Below are 17,935 nucleotides of genomic sequence, written 5' to 3'. Positions count from 1 at the left end.
TGTATCCGATGGGTTCCGCGCGGACCCTGAGGATCCGATCAGAGAGTGTCGAGCACGAGCGCGACGCCGTCGTCGAGGTCGGTCGCGGTGACCTCGTTGGCCACGGCGCGCACCTCGTCCGGCGCCTGGCCCATGGCGACGCCGCGACCCTCGGCGGCCGCCCACGCGAGCATGTCGATGTCGTTGCGCCCGTCCCCGACCGCGAGCACCCGCGACCGCGGCACGTTCAGCAGCTCGCGCACACGCTCGAGCGCGGTGGCCTTGTTCACTCCGTCGGGGGCGATGTCGAGCCACGCCGTCCAGCCGACGTTGTAGCTGACCTTGTGCAGCCCCATGCGCTCGACCACCGAGAGGAAGTCCTCGATCGCATGCCCGGGCGAGATCACCACCACTCGGGTCGCGCGGGCCACGAGCAGGTCCTCGAACTCCACCTGCTCGCTCACGGCACCGAGGGTGCCGTCGGGAAAGTACCCGGTGTAGCGGTACATGCCCTGCTCATCCTCGACGGCGTAGTTGGCCGATTCCAGACTGCCGCGGATCGTGGTGAGCACCGCGGTCGGATCGAAGGTCTCGACGAACTCGCGCGAGTATCCGGTCGGCGCTTCCGGGTCGCGCCTGAGCGTGATGGCGCCGTTCGAGCAGACCACATACTGCGGGGTGATACCGAGCCGGTCGAGGATCGGCAGCGTCATGGCGACCGAACGTCCGGTCGCGAGCATCACCTCGTGACCCGCGTCCCGCACCCGTGCAACCGCGCCGATGACGGCGTCGTTCATGCCGCCGTCCTCCCGCAGCACGGTGCCGTCGATGTCGAGGGCGATCAACCACTCAGTCATGGGGCTCGAAGACCTCGAGACCGCCGACGTAGGGGCGCAGCGCCTGTGGCACGACGACGGAGCCGTCGGCCTGCTGGTGGGTCTCGAGGATGGCCACGATCCAGCGGGTGGTGGCGAGCGTGCCGTTCAGCGTCGCGACCGGCGTCGTGCGCCCGGACTCCGTGCGGTACCGGATGTCGAGTCGTCGCGCCTGGTACGTGGTGCAGTTGCTCGTGGAGGTGAGTTCGCGGTACGTGCCCTGCGTGGGCACCCAGGCCTCCACGTCGAACTTCCGAGCCGCGGACGAGCCGAGATCGCCCGCCGCGACGTCGATCACCCGGTACGCCAGCTCGCACGCCTGCAGCATGGCTTCCTGCCAGCCGAGCAGGCGTTCGTGCTCGGCCTCGGCATCCTCGGGCAGCACGTAGCTGAACATCTCCAGCTTGTTGAACTGGTGCACGCGAAGGATGCCGCGGTTGTCCCTGCCCGCAGACCCCGCCTCCCGGCGATAGCACGTCGACCACCCGGCGTACCGCAGCGGCCCGGACGACAGGTCGAGGATCTCGTCGGAGTGGTAGCCGGCGAGCGCGACCTCCGAGGTGCCGGTGAGGTAGAGGTCGTCGGCCGGCAGATAGTAGATCTCGTCGGCGTGCTCGCCGAGGAAGCCGGTGCCGGCCATGATCTCGGGGCGCACGAGCGTCGGCGTGATGAGAGGTGTGAAACCCTCGGCCATCGCCCGGTCGAGCGCCATCGACATGAGCCCGAGCTCGAGGCGGGCTCCGACCCCCTTGAGGAAGTAGAAGCGGCTGCCGGAGACCTTCACGCCCCGGGCGATGTCGATCGCCCCAAGCAGTTCCCCGAGCTCGGCGTGATCGCGCGCCCCGAAGTCGAACCCGCGCGGGGTTCCCACCTCGCGCACGAGTCTCCAGTCGTCCTCGCCGCCGGCGGGGACGCCGTCGATGATGGGGTTGCCGATGGCGCCGGCGATCCGGGTGAACTCGGCCTCGGCATCCGTCGACGCCTGCTGCGCGGACTTGACTCGCGCGGCGAGTTCCTGAGCCTGTGCGACGAGTGCGGCCTTCTGGTCCTTGGGTGCGGCCGCCACCGTCTTGCCGAAGGCGTTCTGCTCCGCGCGCAGGTTCTCGAACTCCTGAATGCCGGAACGGCGGCGCAGGTCGGCGGCGATGGCGTCGTCCACGAGGGCTACTGACGCACCGCGGGCCTGCTGGGACCGCCGCACCGCGTCCGGGTCGTCGCGGAGCAATTGTGGGTCGATCACCCTCCCAGCCTACCGAGCGCATGCACTACCGTTGGCCCCGTGGCGAACCCTCGGACCGGGCACCGGCGACACGCGGCCGTGATCGTCAACCCCACCAAGGTCGACGTCGAGAAGCTGCGCACGGCGGTCGATGCGGCAGCGCGGAAGGCGTCATGGGGCGCGTCGATCTGGTTCGAGACGACTCCGGACGACACCGGGGCCGAAGTCGCGCGCAGCGCCGTGCGACGCAACGCGGATGTCGTGCTCGCCGCAGGCGGTGACGGCACGGTGCGGGCGGTGGCCGAGGGCCTGCGCGGCAGCGACGTGCCCCTGGCCCTCTTGCCGTCGGGCACCGGCAACCTCCTCGCGCGCAACCTCGACCTGCCCCTGACCGATCTCGAGGCCGCCGTCGCCGTGGCCTTCTCCGGAGTCGATCGCGCGATCGACCTCGGCATGGCCCGCATCGTGCGCGCCGACGGTGACAGCGAGGAGCACGCGTTCCTGGTGATGGCCGGACTCGGCCTCGACGCGAAGATGATCAAGCACACCAACCAGAAGCTCAAGAAGGCGGTGGGCTGGCTGGCCTACGTCGACGGCATCGCCCGCTCGCTGCCGGAGCTGCGCCCGCTTCGCGTCGCATACCGGCTCGACGATGCGCCGACCCGCTCGATGAGCGCCCACACGATCATCGTCGGCAACTGCGGGCTGCTGCCCGGCGGCCTGCTGCTGATGCCCGATGCGAAGCCCGACGACGGCCTGCTCGACATCGCCGCCCTTCGACCGCGCGGCCCCTTCGGCTGGGCGAAGGTGTGGCGCAAGGTGGCGTGGGAGAATGGCGTGCTGCGCAAGTCTGCGATCGGCCGCAAGATCATCGATCTGTCCAAGGACGTGCGCGACGTGACCTACCTGCGCGGGCGTGAGCTGAACTTGTCGGTCGAGCGTCCCGAGGAGTTCCAACTCGATGGCGACGAGTTCGGCGAGGCCGATTCCGTGCGCCTCTGGGTCGAACCCGGTGCGCTGCACGTGCGGATGCCCGCGCCCTAGTTCTCCCCCGCGATGAGTCCGCGCAACCAATCCCGGGCGTCCACGAACGCGTCGTTGTCGTACCGCGGAGTCACGCTGATGCGCCGATGATCGGCCCGCGGGTAGCTACCGAGGAAGATCACGCTCGGCGAGAAGCGCTTGAGGCCGAGCAAGGCGTCGGCGACTCGCTCGTCCATGATGTGCCCGTCGAGGTCGATGACGAAGCGGTACCGCCCGAGAGCGTCCCCGATGGGGCGCGACTCGAGCAGGCTCATGTTCACACCGCGGGTGGCGAACTGCTCGAGCATCTCGAGCAGGCGGCCGGCCGTGTCATCCGGTAGCTCGGCGATGATCGAGGTCTTGTCGCTGCCGGTCGGCTCGGGCAACCGCGCGATGCGGCTCACGAGCACGAAGCGGGTGACCGCATTGGGGTTGTCCCCGATGCCCTCGGCGAGCACCTCGAGGTCGTGGTGCTGCTCGATGCCGGGTGGGGCGACCGCGGCATCCGCGAGGTCGTTCTCGAGCAGGGCCGCCGCGGCGGCCACGTTCGAGGTCGCGGGGATGTGGCCGTGCTCCGGCAGGTTGCGGTCGAGCCACAGGTGCGTCTGGCCGTACGCGACGGGATGCGCGTTGACCACCTTCACGTCGGCCAGCGTCGTGCCTCGCCGCGCCACCAGTACGAAGTCGACCGGCACGAGGTACTCGCCGATGATTCGCAGGCCCGGAATGGTCGCCAGCGCATCCTGCGCGACGCTCACGCCGCCCTCGATCGAGTTCTCGATCGCGATCATGGCGGCGATGCTGCGCCCGGCGACGACATCGTCGAGAGCCTCGCCGACGTTGTTGACGGGCCGCCACGACTTGCCCGCCGCCTGCGGTACCTGCTTGAGGGCCGCCTCGGTGAACGTGCCGGCGGGTCCAAGGTAGGAATAGGTCTCGTCGGCTGACATGGTCACGAGTTTATGGTGCTGCAAGACTAGGCGGCATGAGCGACCGCGCTGGACAGCAGGCACAGGCATCCGACCTCATCGATGTGCACGAACTGATCGCGGCCTACTACGAACGAGTGCCGGATGTCGCGGTCCCCGAGCAGCGCGTCGTGTTCGGCACGAGCGGCCACCGCGGCTCCTCCCTCGACACCGCGTTCAACGAGACGCACATCGCGGCGATCACCCAGGCGATCGTCGAGTACCGCGCCGGTCAGGGCATCACCGGGCCGCTGTTCATCGGCAAGGACACGCATGCCCTGTCCCGCCCCGCCGAGACGACGGCGCTCGAGGTGCTCGTCGCCAACGGTGTCGAGGTGCTCGTGGACGAGTACGACGACTGGGTGCCGACGCCCGCGCTCAGCCGCGCGATCGTCGTCTACAACGCGGCCGGGCACGACGACCTCGCCGACGGCATCGTCATCACCCCCAGCCACAACCCCCCTCGTGACGGCGGATTCAAGTACAACCCCCCGCACGGCGGCCCCGCCGACAGCGACGCGACGACCTGGATCGCCGACCGGGCCAACGCCCTCATCGCCGACGGCAACCGCGATGTCAAGCGCGGCGAGCCCTCGGCGGTCGGCACCTACGACTTCCGCGGTGCCTATGTCGACGACCTCGCGCGGATCATCGACCTGGATGCGATCAAGCGCTCGGGCCTGCGCATCGGCGCCGATCCGCTCGGCGGCGCCAGCGTGCACTACTGGCAGCTCATCGCCGAACGGTACGGGCTCGACCTCACCGTCGTGAATCCCGAGGTCGATCCCACCTGGGCGTTCATGACGCTGGACTGGGACGGCAAGATCCGCATGGACCCGTCGTCGCCATCGGCGATGGCCTCGGTGGTCGCCCGCCGGCACGACTTCGACATCCTCACCGGCAACGACGCCGATGCCGACCGGCACGGCATCGTCACCCCCGACGCCGGCCTGATGAATCCCAACCACTTCCTCGCCGTGGCCATCCAGTACCTCTCCACGCATCGACCCGCCTGGCGAGCGGATGCCGCGATCGGCAAGACCCTCGTCTCGAGCTCCATGATCGACCGAGTCGCCGCCTCGCTCGGCCGGCGCCTCTGGGAGGTTCCGGTCGGCTTCAAGTGGTTCGTGCCGGGCCTCGTCGACGGCTCCGTCGCCTTCGGCGGCGAGGAGAGCGCGGGTGCGAGCTTCCTCTGCCTCGACGGCTCCACGTGGACGACCGACAAAGACGGCATCCTGCTCGCGCTGTTGGCGAGCGAGATCACGGCGGTCACCGGCAAGACCCCGTCGCAGCTCTACGCCGAACTCACCGCCGAGTTCGGCGACCCGGCCTACGAGCGGGTGGATGCCGCCGCCGCCAAGGACCAGAAGGCCCGCCTCGCCAAGCTGGACCCCGCCGCGATCACCGCGACGGAGCTGGCCGGTGACCCGATCACCGCGACGCTGTCGACCGCGCCAGGCAACGGCGCGCCGATCGGCGGGGTGAAGGTGTCGAGCGAGTTCGCGTGGTTCGCGGCGAGGCCGAGCGGCACCGAGGACGTCTACAAGATCTACGCAGAGTCCTTCAAGGGACCGGAACACCTCGCGCAGGTGCAGGCGGAGGCCAAGCGCATCGTCGACGCCGCGCTGGGCGATCAGCCGTAGGTCGGCGCCGCCGGAAGTCCGAAGAACTCCTCCAGCGTCTGAATGCCCGTGTCGTGCATCTCGGTGGCGAGCTCCACCCCGACGTAGCGCATGTGCCACGGCTCCCAGATGTACCCCGTGATGTCGGTCTTGCCCTGTGGGTAGCGCACGATGAAGCCATACTTCCAGCTGTTGGCGGCGAGCCACTGGCCCTGCGGGGTGTCACCGAAGCAGGCCTCGAGCGCGCACACGTTCGGCACCGCACTGACATCCATCGTGAGCCCGGTCTGGTGCTCGCTGTGGCCCGGGCGGGCACTCTCGAGGTCCGCCTGCTCTTGCCCCAGCTGCGCAACCCATCCCGCGTAGACGCTCTCCTGGCTCCAGTAGCTTCGGTAGGCGCTCTGCGACTGCATCTGCAGGCCGGTCTCCGCGGTGAACGCCGAGAACATGCTGATGAGTGCGGCCGCCGCCTCCGGGCGCATATAGGGCTCGTAGACGTAGGGCACGTCGACGAAGATCAGATCGGGCTCGTACTCCGGAGGGTTGAGGGGACGCAGCTTGTTCACGACGACCCAGTTGCTGTTGGGATCGTCGATCGACTGCGCGTTCTTGTCGAACGTCGGGGTGGGAGTCGGAGTCGGGGTGGGAGTCGGGCTCGGTGTCGTGGACGGCGTTGCGGAGGGTGTGGGCATCGGAGCCTCCTCGGTCTTCGGCGTGAGCGCGAGCACGGCCACGACGACGCCGATCACGAGGATCGCGCCGACCGCGACGGCGATCACGATCGTGCGCCGACGACGCACCTCGCGGCTCGGCCGGTTCCTCGGGCGCAACTCGGACATGCCTCGATCCTAGGGCGAGGCCGCCACGCAACTGACTCCCCCGGGAGTACGAATCGGCTTGCCGCAAGTCCGCGCGACGTGTAACTTTGCAGTCTCCGCAAGTTTCTTCTCGGCACGTTTCGGGTGCCCATCCAGTGAAAAGGCAGTCATGGCAAAGGTCGAATCCAGGGGCCAGCAGCAGGCACGAGAGATCGCCGAGGCGGGCGGGGTGATGACGCACCGCCAGATCCTCTTCGTGATCTTCGGGCTCATGGCGGGCATGTTCCTCTCGGCGCTCGATCAGACGATCGTCGGCACCTCGATCCGCACCATCTCAGACGACCTGAACGGTCTGAGCCAACAGGCCGGCGTGACGACCGCATACCTCATCGTCGCGACGATCTCCACGCCGCTCTACGGCAAGCTCAGCGACATCTTCGGTCGTCGTCCACTGTTCCTGCTCGCGATCTCGATCTTCCTCGTCGGGTCGGTGGCGGCCGGCTTCGCGCAGGACATGACGCAGCTCGCCGCCTTCCGTGCGATCCAGGGCCTCGGGGCCGGCGGACTCATGGCGCTGCCCCTGGCGATCATGGGTGACATCCTCGCGCCGCGCGAACGCGCCAAGTACCAGGGCTACTTCCTCGCGGTGTTCGGCATCTCCAGCGTCATCGGTCCGCTCATCGGCGGCCTCCTCGCGGGCACCCCCGAGATCCTGTTCATCACCGGATGGCGCTGGGTGTTCCTCATCAACCTCCCGATCGGCCTCGTCGCCCTCGCGATCGTGCTGCGCTTCCTCCACATCCCGCACACGCGCCGCAGCGTGCGCATCGACTGGTGGGGTGCGACGACCGTGATCATCGGCCTCGTCCCGCTGCTGCTCGTGGCCGAGAACGGACGCGAGTGGGGCTGGGCCTCACCCGCAGCATTCGCCTGCTACGTGGTGGGCGCGCTCGGCATCGTCGCCTTCATCCTGATCGAGCGCGTGATGGGCGATGACGCGCTGATCCCCCTGCGCCTGTTCAAGCACCCCACATTCTCGATGGCGACGGTGCTCGGCGTGCTCGTCGGCTTCGGCATGTTCGGCGCGATGATGACGATCCCGCTGTACCTGCAGCTCGTCAACGGGGCCACCCCGACCGAGAGCGGATTCCTCATGCTGCCCATGATCCTGGGGCTCATGATCTCCTCGATCGCGAGCGGCCAGATCATCGCCCGCACCGGTCGCTACAGCATGTTCCCGAAGATCGGTACCGGCTCTCTCGCGGTCGGCTTCTTCGTGCTGACCTTCGCAACGGCAGACAAGCCCGTCTGGTTCGTCATGATCGGGATGCTGTTCATCGGCCTCGGCCTCGGCCAGCTCATGCAGACGCTCACCATCGCCAGCCAGAACTCCGTCGGCCCTCGCGAGATCGGCGTCGCGACGAGTTCGTCGACGTTCTTCCGGCAGATCGGTGGCACGCTGGGCACGGCGATCCTGCTCTCGGTGCTCTTCACGCGCATCCCCGAGCTCATCGCCGACGCGTTCAAGCTCCCGGCCGTGACCGACGGCATTCAGGAGGCGCTCGCCGACCCGAAGGTGCTCGCCGACCCGGCCAACGCCGACATCATCGCCCTCTACCAGCAGGGGCAGGCCGGTGGCGACCTGGGTGGGGCGCTCAACGGCGACACCTCGTTCCTGAACGGTGCCGATCCGCGGCTGACGGCCCCATTCCTCGAGGGCTTCGCGAACGCATCGATCACCATCTACTGGATCGCGCTCGGCGTCGTGCTGCTCGCGTTCGTGCTGAGCTTCTTCCTCAAGGCCGCCCCCCTGCGCCAGCACTCGGCGCTGCAGGAGAACGCGGCGGCAGACGTGCTCGCGCAGGAGGAGGCGGCTGCCGCCGGAGCGCTCATCGCCCCCGACACGACGACCGCCGAGGACGAACTCACCGACGAGGAGACGACCTCGTCAGAGGTCAACCCCCGCTGATTTCACGACCGGCGGGCCCGGGTGTCGGTGTCGCTCGCGACCGAATTTTCCGGGCCCGTCGGGGGTGAACTTCGCCGGGATTCCGCGGGAGCAAGCGCTTGCGGCCCTGGGAGCGCTCTCACGCCGTAGTTGACAGGGTTTCGGGCGCCCGCCTAGTCTGTGCTCGACCGCGTGGGAGCGCTCTCATCGGAACGTGTGGGAGCGCTCCCAACCTCGTCGGTCCACACCCAACACGCACACAAAGGAGTGACCGTGAGAACATCACGACGCACTATCGCCGCCGCACTCGCCGGCGTCGCAACCATCGCCCTCGTCACCACCGGCTGCGCCACCGGCGGTGGAGAGTCGAGCGGGGGAACCACCACCCTCACGCTCGCGACCTTCAACGACTTCGGCTACACCGACGAGCTCCTCGCAGAGTTCACGGCCGAGACCGGCATCGAGGTCGTGCACAACAAGGCCGCCACGTCGAACGACGCGCGCGCCAACTACTTCCAGAAGCTCGGCAAGTCCGGCCTCGCGGACGTCGAGGCCGTCGAGATCGACTGGTTCACCGAGGCGATGCAGTACGCCGACCTCCTCGCTCCGGTTCCGGACGACCTGAAGGGCCGCTGGCTCGACTGGAAGGAAGCCTCCGCGACCGACGCCGACGGCAACCTGATCGCGTACGGCACGGACATCGGCCCGCAGGGCATCTGCTACCGCGGCGACCTGTTCGCGGCCGCCGGCCTGCCGACCGACCGCACCGAGGTGGCCGCGCTCTTCGACGGTGACTGGGACAACTTCTTCACCATCGGCGCCGACTACACCGCCAAGACCGGCAAGCCGTTCATCGACTCGGCCAACTCGGTGCTGCAGGGCATCGTCAACCAGCTCGAGTTCGCCTACGAGGAGCCGGACGGCGCGATCATCGCCACCGAGAACCCCGACATCGAAGCCGCGTACAAGGCGGTCGTCGAGAAGGCCGTTCCGATCGCGGCCTACGCCGGTCAGTGGAGCGAGGACTGGTTCGCCTCCATGGCCAGCGGTGAGTTCGCCGCGATGCTGTGCCCGGGCTGGATGCTGGGTGTCATCTCCGGCAACGCGCCCGACATCACCGGTTGGGACATCGCGGACGCGTTCCCCGGCGGCGGCGGCAACTGGGGCGGTTCGTACCTGACCGTTCCGGCCAACGGAGCCAACGTCGAGGCCGCGCAGAAGCTCGCGGACTGGCTGACCTCCCCCGAGACCCAGCTCAAGGCGTTCACCAACGCCGGCACCTTCCCGAGCCAGGTCGAGGCGCTCGCCAGCTCCGAGCTGGCCGCGGCGACCAACGAGTACTTCAACAACGCCCCCACCGGTGAGATCCTGACCTCGCGCGCCGAGGCCATCACGGTCGCCACCTTCAAGGGCCCGAAGTACTTCCAGTTCCACGACGCGCTCCAGAACGCGGTCACCCGAGTCTTCGACGGCCTCGAAGACGAGACCACGAGCTGGAACACGTGGGTCACCGAGGTCTCCGCCTTCTAGGCGAACACCTCTGACGAGTGGTGCGGGCCGATACCCGGCGGCCCGCACCACTCGGTCGATCTCCCCTCCGCGCCGGACCTGAAAGCCGAACCATGAGCACCGCATCGCCGAAGCCAGTCAGAGTTCTCTCCTTCTCGCAGAAGGTGGGCCGCTGGGACCTCAAGTTCTCCCCCTACCTCTACATCTCGCCGTTCTTCGTGATGTTCGCGATCGTCGGACTCTTCCCCATCGGGTACACGGCGTTCATCTCGTTCATGGACTGGGACCTGGTGCGCAACTCGGGCACCTTCGTCGGATTCGACCAGTACATCTGGATCCTGCAGCAGCCCCACTTCTGGACCGCCCTGCGCAACACCTTCAGCATCTTCCTCATCTCGACGGTGCCGCAGCTGCTGCTCGCCGTGTTCATCGCGGCGATGCTCGACCGCAACATCCGGGCCAAGACCTTCTGGCGCATGGGCGTGCTGCTGCCCTTCGTCATCGCACCCGTCGCGGTCGGCCTCATCTTCAACGTCGTCTTCGCCGACAACTTCGGCCTCGTCAACGGCGTCCTGACCGATCTCGGTCTGACCCCGATCCCGTGGCACAAGGATCCGTTCTGGAGTCACGTCGCGATCGCGACGATGGTCAACTACCGCTGGACCGGGTACAACACCCTGATCCTGCTGGCGGCCATGCAGGCCGTGAACCGCGAGTACTACGAGGCGGCCACCGTCGACGGCGCCGGCCTCTTCCGGCAGTTCACCGCCATCACGCTGCCCTCGCTGCGCCCCACCCTCATCTTTGTGATCATCACCGCGACCATCGGTGGCCTGCAGATCTTCGACGAACCGCGTGTGTTCGACCAGTTCGGGCGGGGCGGTGCCGGTCAGCAGTGGCTGACGATCACGCTCTATCTCTACGACATCGGCTGGGGTCAATGGAACTTCGGTCGCGCGGCGGCGATGGCGTGGATCCTGTTCATCATCATCCTCGCGATCGGACTGCTGAACCTGTTCATCACCCGCTCCCTCGTGCGGGATGAGGGCCGACGCGGCGACAGAGTCGGCCGCCGCACGCGAAAGGAGGTCGCACGATGAGCACCGTCCCACCGATCGCGATCATCGAAGAAGCCATCCCCGACGAGAAGAAGCGTCGCCGGGGCGAGCGCACGATCCGCATCCGCGGCAATCGGCCCGGGTTCTGGGTCTATGCGGGACTGACCGTGGTCTTCATCAGCGCCGCATTCCCCCTCTACTGGTCGTTCGTGATCGGATCCGGCGACGCCTCATCGTTGCGGTCGCGCCCCTGGTGGCCGAGCGGCAACTTCATCGACAACGCCATCTCGGTGGTGTCGAACCCCGCGGTCAACTTCTGGGCCGCGCTCTGGAACTCGATCTACTCGTCGTTCCTGATCGCCGCCGCGGTCGTGATCACCTCGACCCTCGCCGGCTGGGCCTTCGCCAAGCTGCGATTCCTCGGCGGCCCCGCCCTGCTGGCCTTCGTGGTCGCGACGATGGCGGTTCCGCAGCAGCTCGGAGTCGTGCCGCTCTACATCCTGTTCTCGGAACTCGGGTGGACCGGTCAGATCGGCGCGATCATCCTGCCGGCACTGACCAGCGCCTTCGGCGTGTTCTGGATGACCCAGTACCTGCGCCAGGCCGTGCCGGATGAGCTCATCGAGGCCGCGCGCGTCGATGGCGCCTCGATGATCCGCACGTTCTGGACGGTGGGCGTGGTCGCCGCGCGCCCCGCGGCGGCGATGCTGTTCCTCTTCGTCTTCGTCGGCGCGTGGAACAACTTCTTCTGGCCGTTCATCGTGCTCGACCGCCAGAACCCCACGCTGCCCGTGGCGCTCTCCCTGCTGCAGTCGAACTATTTCGTGGACTACTCGATCGTGCTCGCCGGCGTCGTGCTGGCGACGATCCCACTGCTGTTGTTGTTCATCTTCGCCGGCCGGCAGCTCGTCAGTGGCATCATGGCCGGCGCGGTCAAGGGCTAAGGAACCACCACCATGACGATCACCGGAGAGGAGTCTGCCCGCATGAGCGCGAGCACTCCCCGTCGATTCCCCGAGGCGTTCCTGTTCGGCGCCGCCACCGCCGCGTACCAGATCGAGGGCGCGGCCCACGAAGACGGTCGCACCGACTCCATCTGGGATGCCTTCGCCCGCGTTCCCGGAGCCGTGGTGGGCGGCGACAACGGCGACGTCGCCTGCGACCACTACCACCGCTACCGCGATGACGTGGCCCTGATGTCGGAGCTCGGGCTGCAGACCTACCGGTTCTCGACATCCTGGTCGCGGGTGAACCCCGACGGCGGGCCGGTGAACCAGAAGGGCATCGATTTCTATTCGCGCCTGGTGGACGAGCTGCTCGCGAAGAACATCAAGCCGTGGCTGACCCTGTATCACTGGGACCTGCCGCAGGCCCTCGAGGAGCAGGGCGGGTGGGCCAACCGCGACACCGCCTACCGTTTCGCGGACTACGCGCGCACCGTGCACGACGCGCTCGGAGATCGGGTCACGGCGTGGACCACGCTCAACGAGCCCTGGTGCTCGTCGTTCCTCAGCTACATCGGCGGCGAGCACGCCCCCGGCCGACAGGAGCCCGCTGCCGGACTCGCCGCCGGCCACCACCTGCTGCTCGCGCACGGTCTGGTGATCAAGGAGTTGCGCGAACGTGATCCCGAGCTGAGCCTCGGGATCACCCTGAACCTGACGGTCGCCGACCCGGTGGATGCCGACGACCCGGCCGACCTCGAGGCGGTACGACGCATCGACGGCCAGTTCAACCGGTTCTTCCTCGATCCGATCTTCCGCGGGGCCTACCCCCAGGACGTGCTCGAGGATGTCGCCCACCTCGGTTTCGCGGAGGTGATCCAGCCCGGCGACCTCGACATCATCTCCAGCCCGATCGATGCGCTCGGCATCAACTACTACCACGGCGAACTCGTCAGCGGGCACCCGACGACCCAGACCATGTCGACGGCCGCACCGAGCGAGCGCCCGAAGCGCTCGCCGTTCCCCGCAGCCGAGGGCGTGCACTGGCAGTTGCGCGATCTTCCCCGCACCGCCATGGGGTGGGAGGTGCAGCCCGAGGGCCTGACCAGGCTCCTCGTACGCATCCACGAGGAGTATGCGGGCCCCGCCTCGGTGGCACTCTCGGTCACGGAAAACGGCGCGGCGTACGACGACGTCGTCGCCGCTGACGGGTTCGTGCACGACGCGGAGCGTGCCGAGTTCATCGAACTGCATCTGGAGGCGATCCTCGACGCGATCGACGCCGGAGTGCCCGTGCACGGCTACTTCTACTGGTCGCTCATGGACAACTTCGAGTGGGCGTGGGGATACGACAAGCGGTTCGGCATCGTGCGCGTCGACTACGACACCCAGGTTCGCACGCTGAAGGACAGCGCCCTCGCCTACGCCCGGATCATCTCGGCCCGCGGGCTCTGATCCGGCGGCTGGCTAGAATCGCCACCATGACCTCCCCGACAGCGGCGCGGCGCGTGCCGCCAACGCTCGAAGCCGTCGCCGCGGCCGCGGGGGTCTCCCGCTCCACGGTGTCGCGGGTCGTCAACGGGTCCGACCGGGTGAGCCCCGATGTGGTCGCCGCGGTCAACGCCGCCATCGATCGCCTGAAGTACGTGCCCAATCGCGCGGCTCGATCACTGGCCAATCGCCAGACGATGGCGATCGCCCTCGTGGTGCCGGAGGACACGTCGCGCTTCTTCGGCGACCCCTTCTTCGCGGAGATCGTGCTCGGGATCACGCAGGGGCTCGAGGACAGCGACTACGTGCTCAACCTGCAGCTGGCGAGTCCGACCGCGCCCTCCGAGAAGACCATCCGCTACCTCCTCGGCGGCAACGTGGATGGCGCCATCGTGGTCTCGCATCACTCCGGCGACGAGTTCTTCACCACGCTCGACGAGACCATCCCGGTCGTCTTCGGCGGTCGGCCCTACCTGCCCGAGCTGCATGCCAACCACTACGTCGACGTCGACAACGCCGCCGGTGCCGCGATGGGCACGCAGTACCTCATCGACCACGGGCGCACCCGCATCGCGACCATCGCCGGACCGCTCGACATGCAGGCGGCCGTCGACCGCACCGAGGGGTTCGTGCGCGCCATGGGTGCCGCAGGGCTGCGGGCCGACCTCATCGCCCAGGGCGACTTCTCGATGGCCGGGGGCGCCGCAGCGATGCGTGAGCTGCTCGAGCGCGCACCCGAGATCGACGGGCTGTTCGCGGCATCCGACCTGATGGCGACCGGCGCGATCGGCGTGCTGCGCGATCGCGGGATCGCGGTGCCCCGGCAGATCGCGATCGTCGGCTTCGACGACAGCTCGGCGGCGACCTCGGGCCAGATCCCGTTGACCACGGTGCACCAGCCGTCGCGGGAGATGGGCGTGGAGATGGCGCGCATGATGCTCGCGCTGCTGCGCGGCGAGCCCACGGAGCGCGCCCGCGTGATGCCCACCCGGATGGTCGTGCGCGACAGCGCCTAGACTGCTGCTCATGCCTACCGAGGTCGTGCAGGATGCGGCGATGAACCGCTTCGAGCTGCTCGTCGACGGCACCCAGGTCGGTCTCGTGGACTACCAACTGCGCGGCGACTCGATCGTCTTCACCCACACGGAGATCGACCCCGCCCGCCGGGGTGAGGGTCTCGGTTCGGAACTGGCTCGCGGTGCCCTCAATCTCGTGCGCGCCGAGACCGACTACCGGCTCGTGGCGAGCTGCCCGTTCATCGCGGCGTGGATCGAGAAGAACCCCTCATACGCCGACCTGCTCACTCGCTGACGTCGTCGGCGCGGTGCTTGGCGCGCTCGGTGAGATCGATGCGCACCTGCCCCTCGTAGATGCCCTTGTCACCGTCGCCGGGCAGCGGCGCGGGAGCCGGAAGCACCGTCTGGCGATCGAGCTCGATCTGGGCCTCGTGCCTGGTCGGGTGGAACACCTCGTCGCCGATGCCCATGACCCCAGCGTTGCCGGACGACTTGCGCTTGTTGCTGAGGTCGATCCAGCCGAAGCGCTGGGCGAGCGGAAAGAGCACCGCGAGCCCGGCGACCACGAGCAGGGTGACGAGCCAGGGTTCCACCCGAGTAGTGTACGTCAGCGCACTGGAACGACCACGGGCCTGCCGTTCACGAGATGCAGCTGCACCGGCAGCCCGTAGACGCGCTCGACGCGCTCCTCGGTGAGCACCTCCGCGGGACTGCCGACGGCATCCAAGCGGCCGCCCGAGATCAGCGCGAGCCGGTCGCCATACGCGCTGGCGAGACTGAGGTCGTGCAGCACCACGACGACCGATCTGCCCTCGGCGGCGAGTCGCCGCGCGATGCGCATCACGTCTTCCTGATGGCGCAGGTCGAGGGATGCCGTGGGCTCGTCGAGGAACACGATCGGCGTGTTCTGCGCCAGCACTCGTGCCAGGGAGACGCGAGCGCGCTCACCCCCGGAGAGGGCCGTGTAGCGGCGGCGGGCGAGGTGGGCGATGTCCGCGGCATCCATCGCGTCGCGCACGATCGCGACATCGTCACGACCCTCGACGGTGCGCGCCCAGGGGCTGCGTCCCATCGCGACGACCTCGGAGACGAGGAACGGGAAGCTGACCGCATTCTCCTGCGTGAGCATGCTGCGCATCCGGGCCAACTCGGCGTGACGGATCGCGGCGAACTCGCGTCCGTCGATCGTGACGGAACCGCGGCTCGGCTTGCGCTCCCCGCTGAGCACGCCGAGCAGCGTGGACTTGCCCGCGCCGTTCGGGCCCACGAGCACGAGCACCTCGCCGGGAACGACCTCGAGCGAGATGCCGTCGAGCACCACGTTGCCGTCGAGCTCGACGCGCACGTCGGCGGCCGAGATCATCATGCCCACCCCCCGCTGCGACGCCGTTGACGGAAGAGCAGGAAGAAGAAGAACGGACCGCCCACGAGCGAGGTGAGCAGACCGATGGGCAGGTCGGCGCCGGCGACCACGGAGCGAGCGAGCAGATCGGCGAACAGCATCAGCGCACCGCCGCCGAACGCGCTCGCGACGATGAGCGAGCGATGCGACGGCCCGAGCAGCATGCGCACCGCGTGCGGCACGACGAGGCCGACGAAGGCGATGATGCCGCAGAACGCCACCGCGGCCCCGGTCAGCAGCGCGACGAGCACGATCGAGCCGATGCGTAGTCCCTCGACGTTCACGCCGAGGTGCCGGGCGTTGCGTTCGCCGAGCGCGAGGATGTCGTAGCGCCGCCCGAGCAGGAACGCCACGATGGTGCCGGCGAAGGTCACACCCGCGACGATGCCGACCTCGGGCCAACGCGAGCCGTTCAGCGAGCCGAGCTGCCAGAACACGATCTGCTCGCGCCCGCCGGAGTCGGCGATGAACAACAGGAACGCCAGGCCAGCGCCGGCGAACGCGTTCACGGCAATGCCGGTCAGCAGCAGCGTGACGACCTCGGTGCGTCCGTTGGCGCGCGAGACCAGATAGACCAGCAGCGTCGCGCCGAGGCCGCCGAAGAACGCGAACATCGCGATGGTGCCCGTGCCCATCGCCGTGATCCCGAGCACGATCGCCACCGACGCACCGAGGGCCGCGCCGGATGAGACGCCGACCACGCCGGGTTCGGCGAGCGGATTGCCGAACACCGCCTGCATCACGGCCCCGGCGACGGCGAGCGCGGCGCCCACGGCGAGCGCCATGCCGATGCGCGGGAAGCGCACCGCCCACAGGGCCGATTCGATCACCGGATCGGTGGGCGCCCATCCGTTCGGGATGCCGCTCGCTCGCAGGATCGAGCCGAGCACCTCGGTGGGCGCGATCGGCAGCTGGCCGACGACCGCGGACAGCAGCACCCCGCCCACCACCAGCGCGGCGAGCACGACGGACAGCACGGCACCCCGGGCGCCACGCCTCACGGCACTCGTTGCAGCCACTCGTCCGTGCCGAACTTCTCCGCGACGAGCTGCTGCGCCTTCGCGAACTCCTCGTCCGTGATGGCGCTGTCGTGCAGGCCGTAGAGGCCGCGGAAGGTCTCGACCATGCGATCGATGATCTGCGCGCGCTCGAGACCGGTCTGGCTGCGCAAGGGATCGACGCGCTTGTTGGCGCTCTTGGTGCCCTTGTCGCTCATCTTCTCGCGACCGATGCGCAGCACCTGCACCATCTTGTCGCCGTCCATGTCGTAGCTCATGGTCACGTGATGCAGCACCGCACCCGTACCGAGCCGCTTCTGGGCGGCCCCGCCGATCTTGCCGGTGGGGCTCGTGATGTCGTTGAGCGGCACGTAGCTCGCCTCGATGCCGAGCGACTTGAGCGCCAGGATGACCCACTCGTCGAGGAACGCGTAGGAGTCCGCGAAGGTCATGCCGTGCACCAGCTCGGTGGGCGCGTAGATGGAGTAGGTGATCACGGAGCCCGCCTCCATGAACATCGCGCCCCCGCCGGAGATGCGCCGCACGATGTCGAAGCCGTACTTGGTGGCGTTCTCCAGGTCGACCTCGTTCTTCACGGACTGGAAGCTGCCGATGACCACCGCAGGCTTCTCCCACTCCCAGATGCGCAGGGTCGGCTTGCGGATGCCGGCGCCGACCTCCTCCGCGAGCACCTGGTCGAGCGCCATCTGCATCACGGGATCGACGGCGGGCCCCTGAATGAGCTGCCACTCGTAGTCGCGCCATCCGGTGGCGTGCTGCAGGGCACGTCGGATCGCCGTCGCGACCGATTCGGGGCTGAAGCCGAGCAGCAGGGCGTCTGTGGGCAGCGCCTGCTGGATCGCGAACGCGATCTTCGCGCTCTCGAAGTCGGCAGGCAGGCCGTTCACCGCCGCGTTGATGTCGGCGAGCGCGGAGTCGGGTTCCAGGAAGAAGTCCCCCGAGAGCTGGAAGTCGGCGATGCGCCCGTCGACCACGTCGAGATCGACGACGACGAGCTTGCCGCCGGGTACCTTGAACTCGCCATGCATGAAGGCCAGCCTACTT

Annotated in this window: 17 protein-coding genes; 9 read left to right on the top strand and 8 right to left on the bottom strand. The window is 68.3% G+C overall.

Annotated features, from left to right (window positions below; translation table 11 throughout):
- Positions 1-38: 38 nt before the first annotated feature.
- Complete coding sequence (locus tag PYV02_RS02180; protein WP_275755741.1) at positions 39-836, bottom strand: HAD family hydrolase; 798 nt, start codon at positions 834-836, stop codon at positions 39-41.
- Positions 829-2,094 (bottom strand): serine--tRNA ligase, encoded by a 1,266-nt coding sequence (gene serS / locus PYV02_RS02175; RefSeq protein WP_275755740.1) that lies wholly within the window; start codon positions 2,092-2,094, stop codon positions 829-831. Before serS ends, PYV02_RS02180 begins: the two co-directional genes overlap by 8 nt.
- A 39-nt stretch (positions 2,095-2,133) precedes the next feature.
- On the opposite strand from serS, the gene PYV02_RS02170 reads away from it, so the two are divergent.
- Positions 2,134-3,117 carry a diacylglycerol/lipid kinase family protein gene (locus PYV02_RS02170; RefSeq protein ID WP_275755738.1) on the top strand — a complete coding sequence of 328 codons (984 nt, stop codon included), beginning with the start codon at positions 2,134-2,136 and terminating at the stop codon, positions 3,115-3,117.
- On the opposite strand, the gene pheA is transcribed toward PYV02_RS02170, so the two are convergent.
- A complete protein-coding gene (gene pheA, locus PYV02_RS02165) occupies positions 3,114-4,046 on the bottom strand; it encodes a prephenate dehydratase (RefSeq protein WP_275755736.1) in 933 nt (310 codons plus the stop codon). The two genes, PYV02_RS02170 and pheA, sit on opposite strands and share 4 nt — an antisense overlap.
- 35 nt (positions 4,047-4,081) lie before the next feature.
- On the opposite strand from pheA, the gene pgm reads away from it, so the two are divergent.
- A complete protein-coding gene (gene pgm / locus PYV02_RS02160; RefSeq protein WP_275755734.1) occupies positions 4,082-5,707 on the top strand; it encodes a phosphoglucomutase (alpha-D-glucose-1,6-bisphosphate-dependent) in 1,626 nt (541 codons plus the stop codon).
- Here the strand turns inward: pgm and PYV02_RS02155 are convergent.
- On the bottom strand, positions 5,698-6,525 hold the full coding sequence (locus PYV02_RS02155) for a M15 family metallopeptidase (RefSeq protein ID WP_275755732.1): 828 nt from the start codon (positions 6,523-6,525) through the stop codon (positions 5,698-5,700). The genes pgm and PYV02_RS02155 overlap by 10 nt on opposite strands.
- Before the next feature lie 211 nt (positions 6,526-6,736).
- Between PYV02_RS02155 and PYV02_RS02150 the strand changes: the two genes are divergently transcribed.
- The 7 genes from PYV02_RS02150 (at position 6,737) to PYV02_RS02120 (ending at position 14,765) form a co-directional block, all read left to right on the top strand.
- Entirely contained in the window at positions 6,737-8,473 is a 1,737-nt protein-coding gene (locus PYV02_RS02150) for an MDR family MFS transporter (RefSeq protein ID WP_275756017.1), read from the top strand.
- Positions 8,474-8,719: 246 nt separating this feature from the next.
- A complete protein-coding gene (locus PYV02_RS02145; RefSeq protein ID WP_420833581.1) occupies positions 8,720-9,982 on the top strand; it encodes an ABC transporter substrate-binding protein in 1,263 nt (420 codons plus the stop codon).
- Positions 9,983-10,074: 92 nt separating this feature from the next.
- On the top strand, positions 10,075-11,061 hold the full coding sequence (locus PYV02_RS02140) for a carbohydrate ABC transporter permease (RefSeq protein ID WP_275755728.1): 987 nt from the start codon (positions 10,075-10,077) through the stop codon (positions 11,059-11,061).
- Positions 11,058-11,963, top strand: coding sequence for a carbohydrate ABC transporter permease (locus PYV02_RS02135; protein WP_275755727.1), 906 nt, complete (start codon positions 11,058-11,060; stop codon positions 11,961-11,963). Before PYV02_RS02140 ends, PYV02_RS02135 begins: the two co-directional genes overlap by 4 nt.
- Before the next feature lie 12 nt (positions 11,964-11,975).
- A complete protein-coding gene (locus PYV02_RS02130) occupies positions 11,976-13,418 on the top strand; it encodes a GH1 family beta-glucosidase (RefSeq protein WP_275755724.1) in 1,443 nt (480 codons plus the stop codon).
- Between the two features lie 26 nt (positions 13,419-13,444).
- A complete protein-coding gene (locus PYV02_RS02125) occupies positions 13,445-14,470 on the top strand; it encodes a LacI family DNA-binding transcriptional regulator (protein WP_275755722.1) in 1,026 nt (341 codons plus the stop codon).
- A 10-nt stretch (positions 14,471-14,480) separates the two neighbouring features.
- On the top strand, positions 14,481-14,765 hold the full coding sequence (locus tag PYV02_RS02120; RefSeq protein WP_275755720.1) for a GNAT family N-acetyltransferase: 285 nt from the start codon (positions 14,481-14,483) through the stop codon (positions 14,763-14,765).
- Here the strand turns inward: PYV02_RS02120 and PYV02_RS02115 are convergent.
- The 4 genes from PYV02_RS02115 to PYV02_RS02100 are packed head-to-tail and all read right to left on the bottom strand — an operon-like array spanning position 14,755 to position 17,919.
- Positions 14,755-15,063, bottom strand: a complete 309-nt coding sequence (locus PYV02_RS02115; RefSeq protein WP_275755718.1) for a hypothetical protein — start codon at positions 15,061-15,063, stop codon at positions 14,755-14,757. The two genes, PYV02_RS02120 and PYV02_RS02115, sit on opposite strands and share 11 nt — an antisense overlap.
- A gap of 14 nt (positions 15,064-15,077) precedes the next feature.
- Positions 15,078-15,836 carry a heme ABC transporter ATP-binding protein gene (locus PYV02_RS02110; protein ID WP_275755716.1) on the bottom strand — a complete coding sequence of 253 codons (759 nt, stop codon included), beginning with the start codon at positions 15,834-15,836 and terminating at the stop codon, positions 15,078-15,080.
- The gene (locus PYV02_RS02105) at positions 15,833-16,873 is read right to left on the bottom strand and encodes a FecCD family ABC transporter permease (RefSeq protein ID WP_275755714.1); all 1,041 of its coding nucleotides are present in this window, start codon (positions 16,871-16,873) and stop codon (positions 15,833-15,835) included. Before PYV02_RS02105 ends, PYV02_RS02110 begins: the two co-directional genes overlap by 4 nt.
- Positions 16,870-17,919 carry a lipoate-protein ligase LplAB gene (locus PYV02_RS02100; protein ID WP_275755713.1) on the bottom strand — a complete coding sequence of 350 codons (1,050 nt, stop codon included), beginning with the start codon at positions 17,917-17,919 and terminating at the stop codon, positions 16,870-16,872. The genes PYV02_RS02105 and PYV02_RS02100 overlap by 4 nt, the downstream gene beginning before the upstream one ends.
- Between the last annotated feature and the right edge of the window lie 16 nt (positions 17,920-17,935).

Source organism: Antiquaquibacter metalliresistens (genome assembly GCF_029211225.1).
Lineage (GTDB): Bacteria > Actinomycetota > Actinomycetes > Actinomycetales > Microbacteriaceae > Rhodoglobus > Rhodoglobus metalliresistens.
The sequence above is the reverse complement of the archived record's forward strand: the minus strand, read 5'-3'. Positions and strand labels throughout refer to the sequence as shown.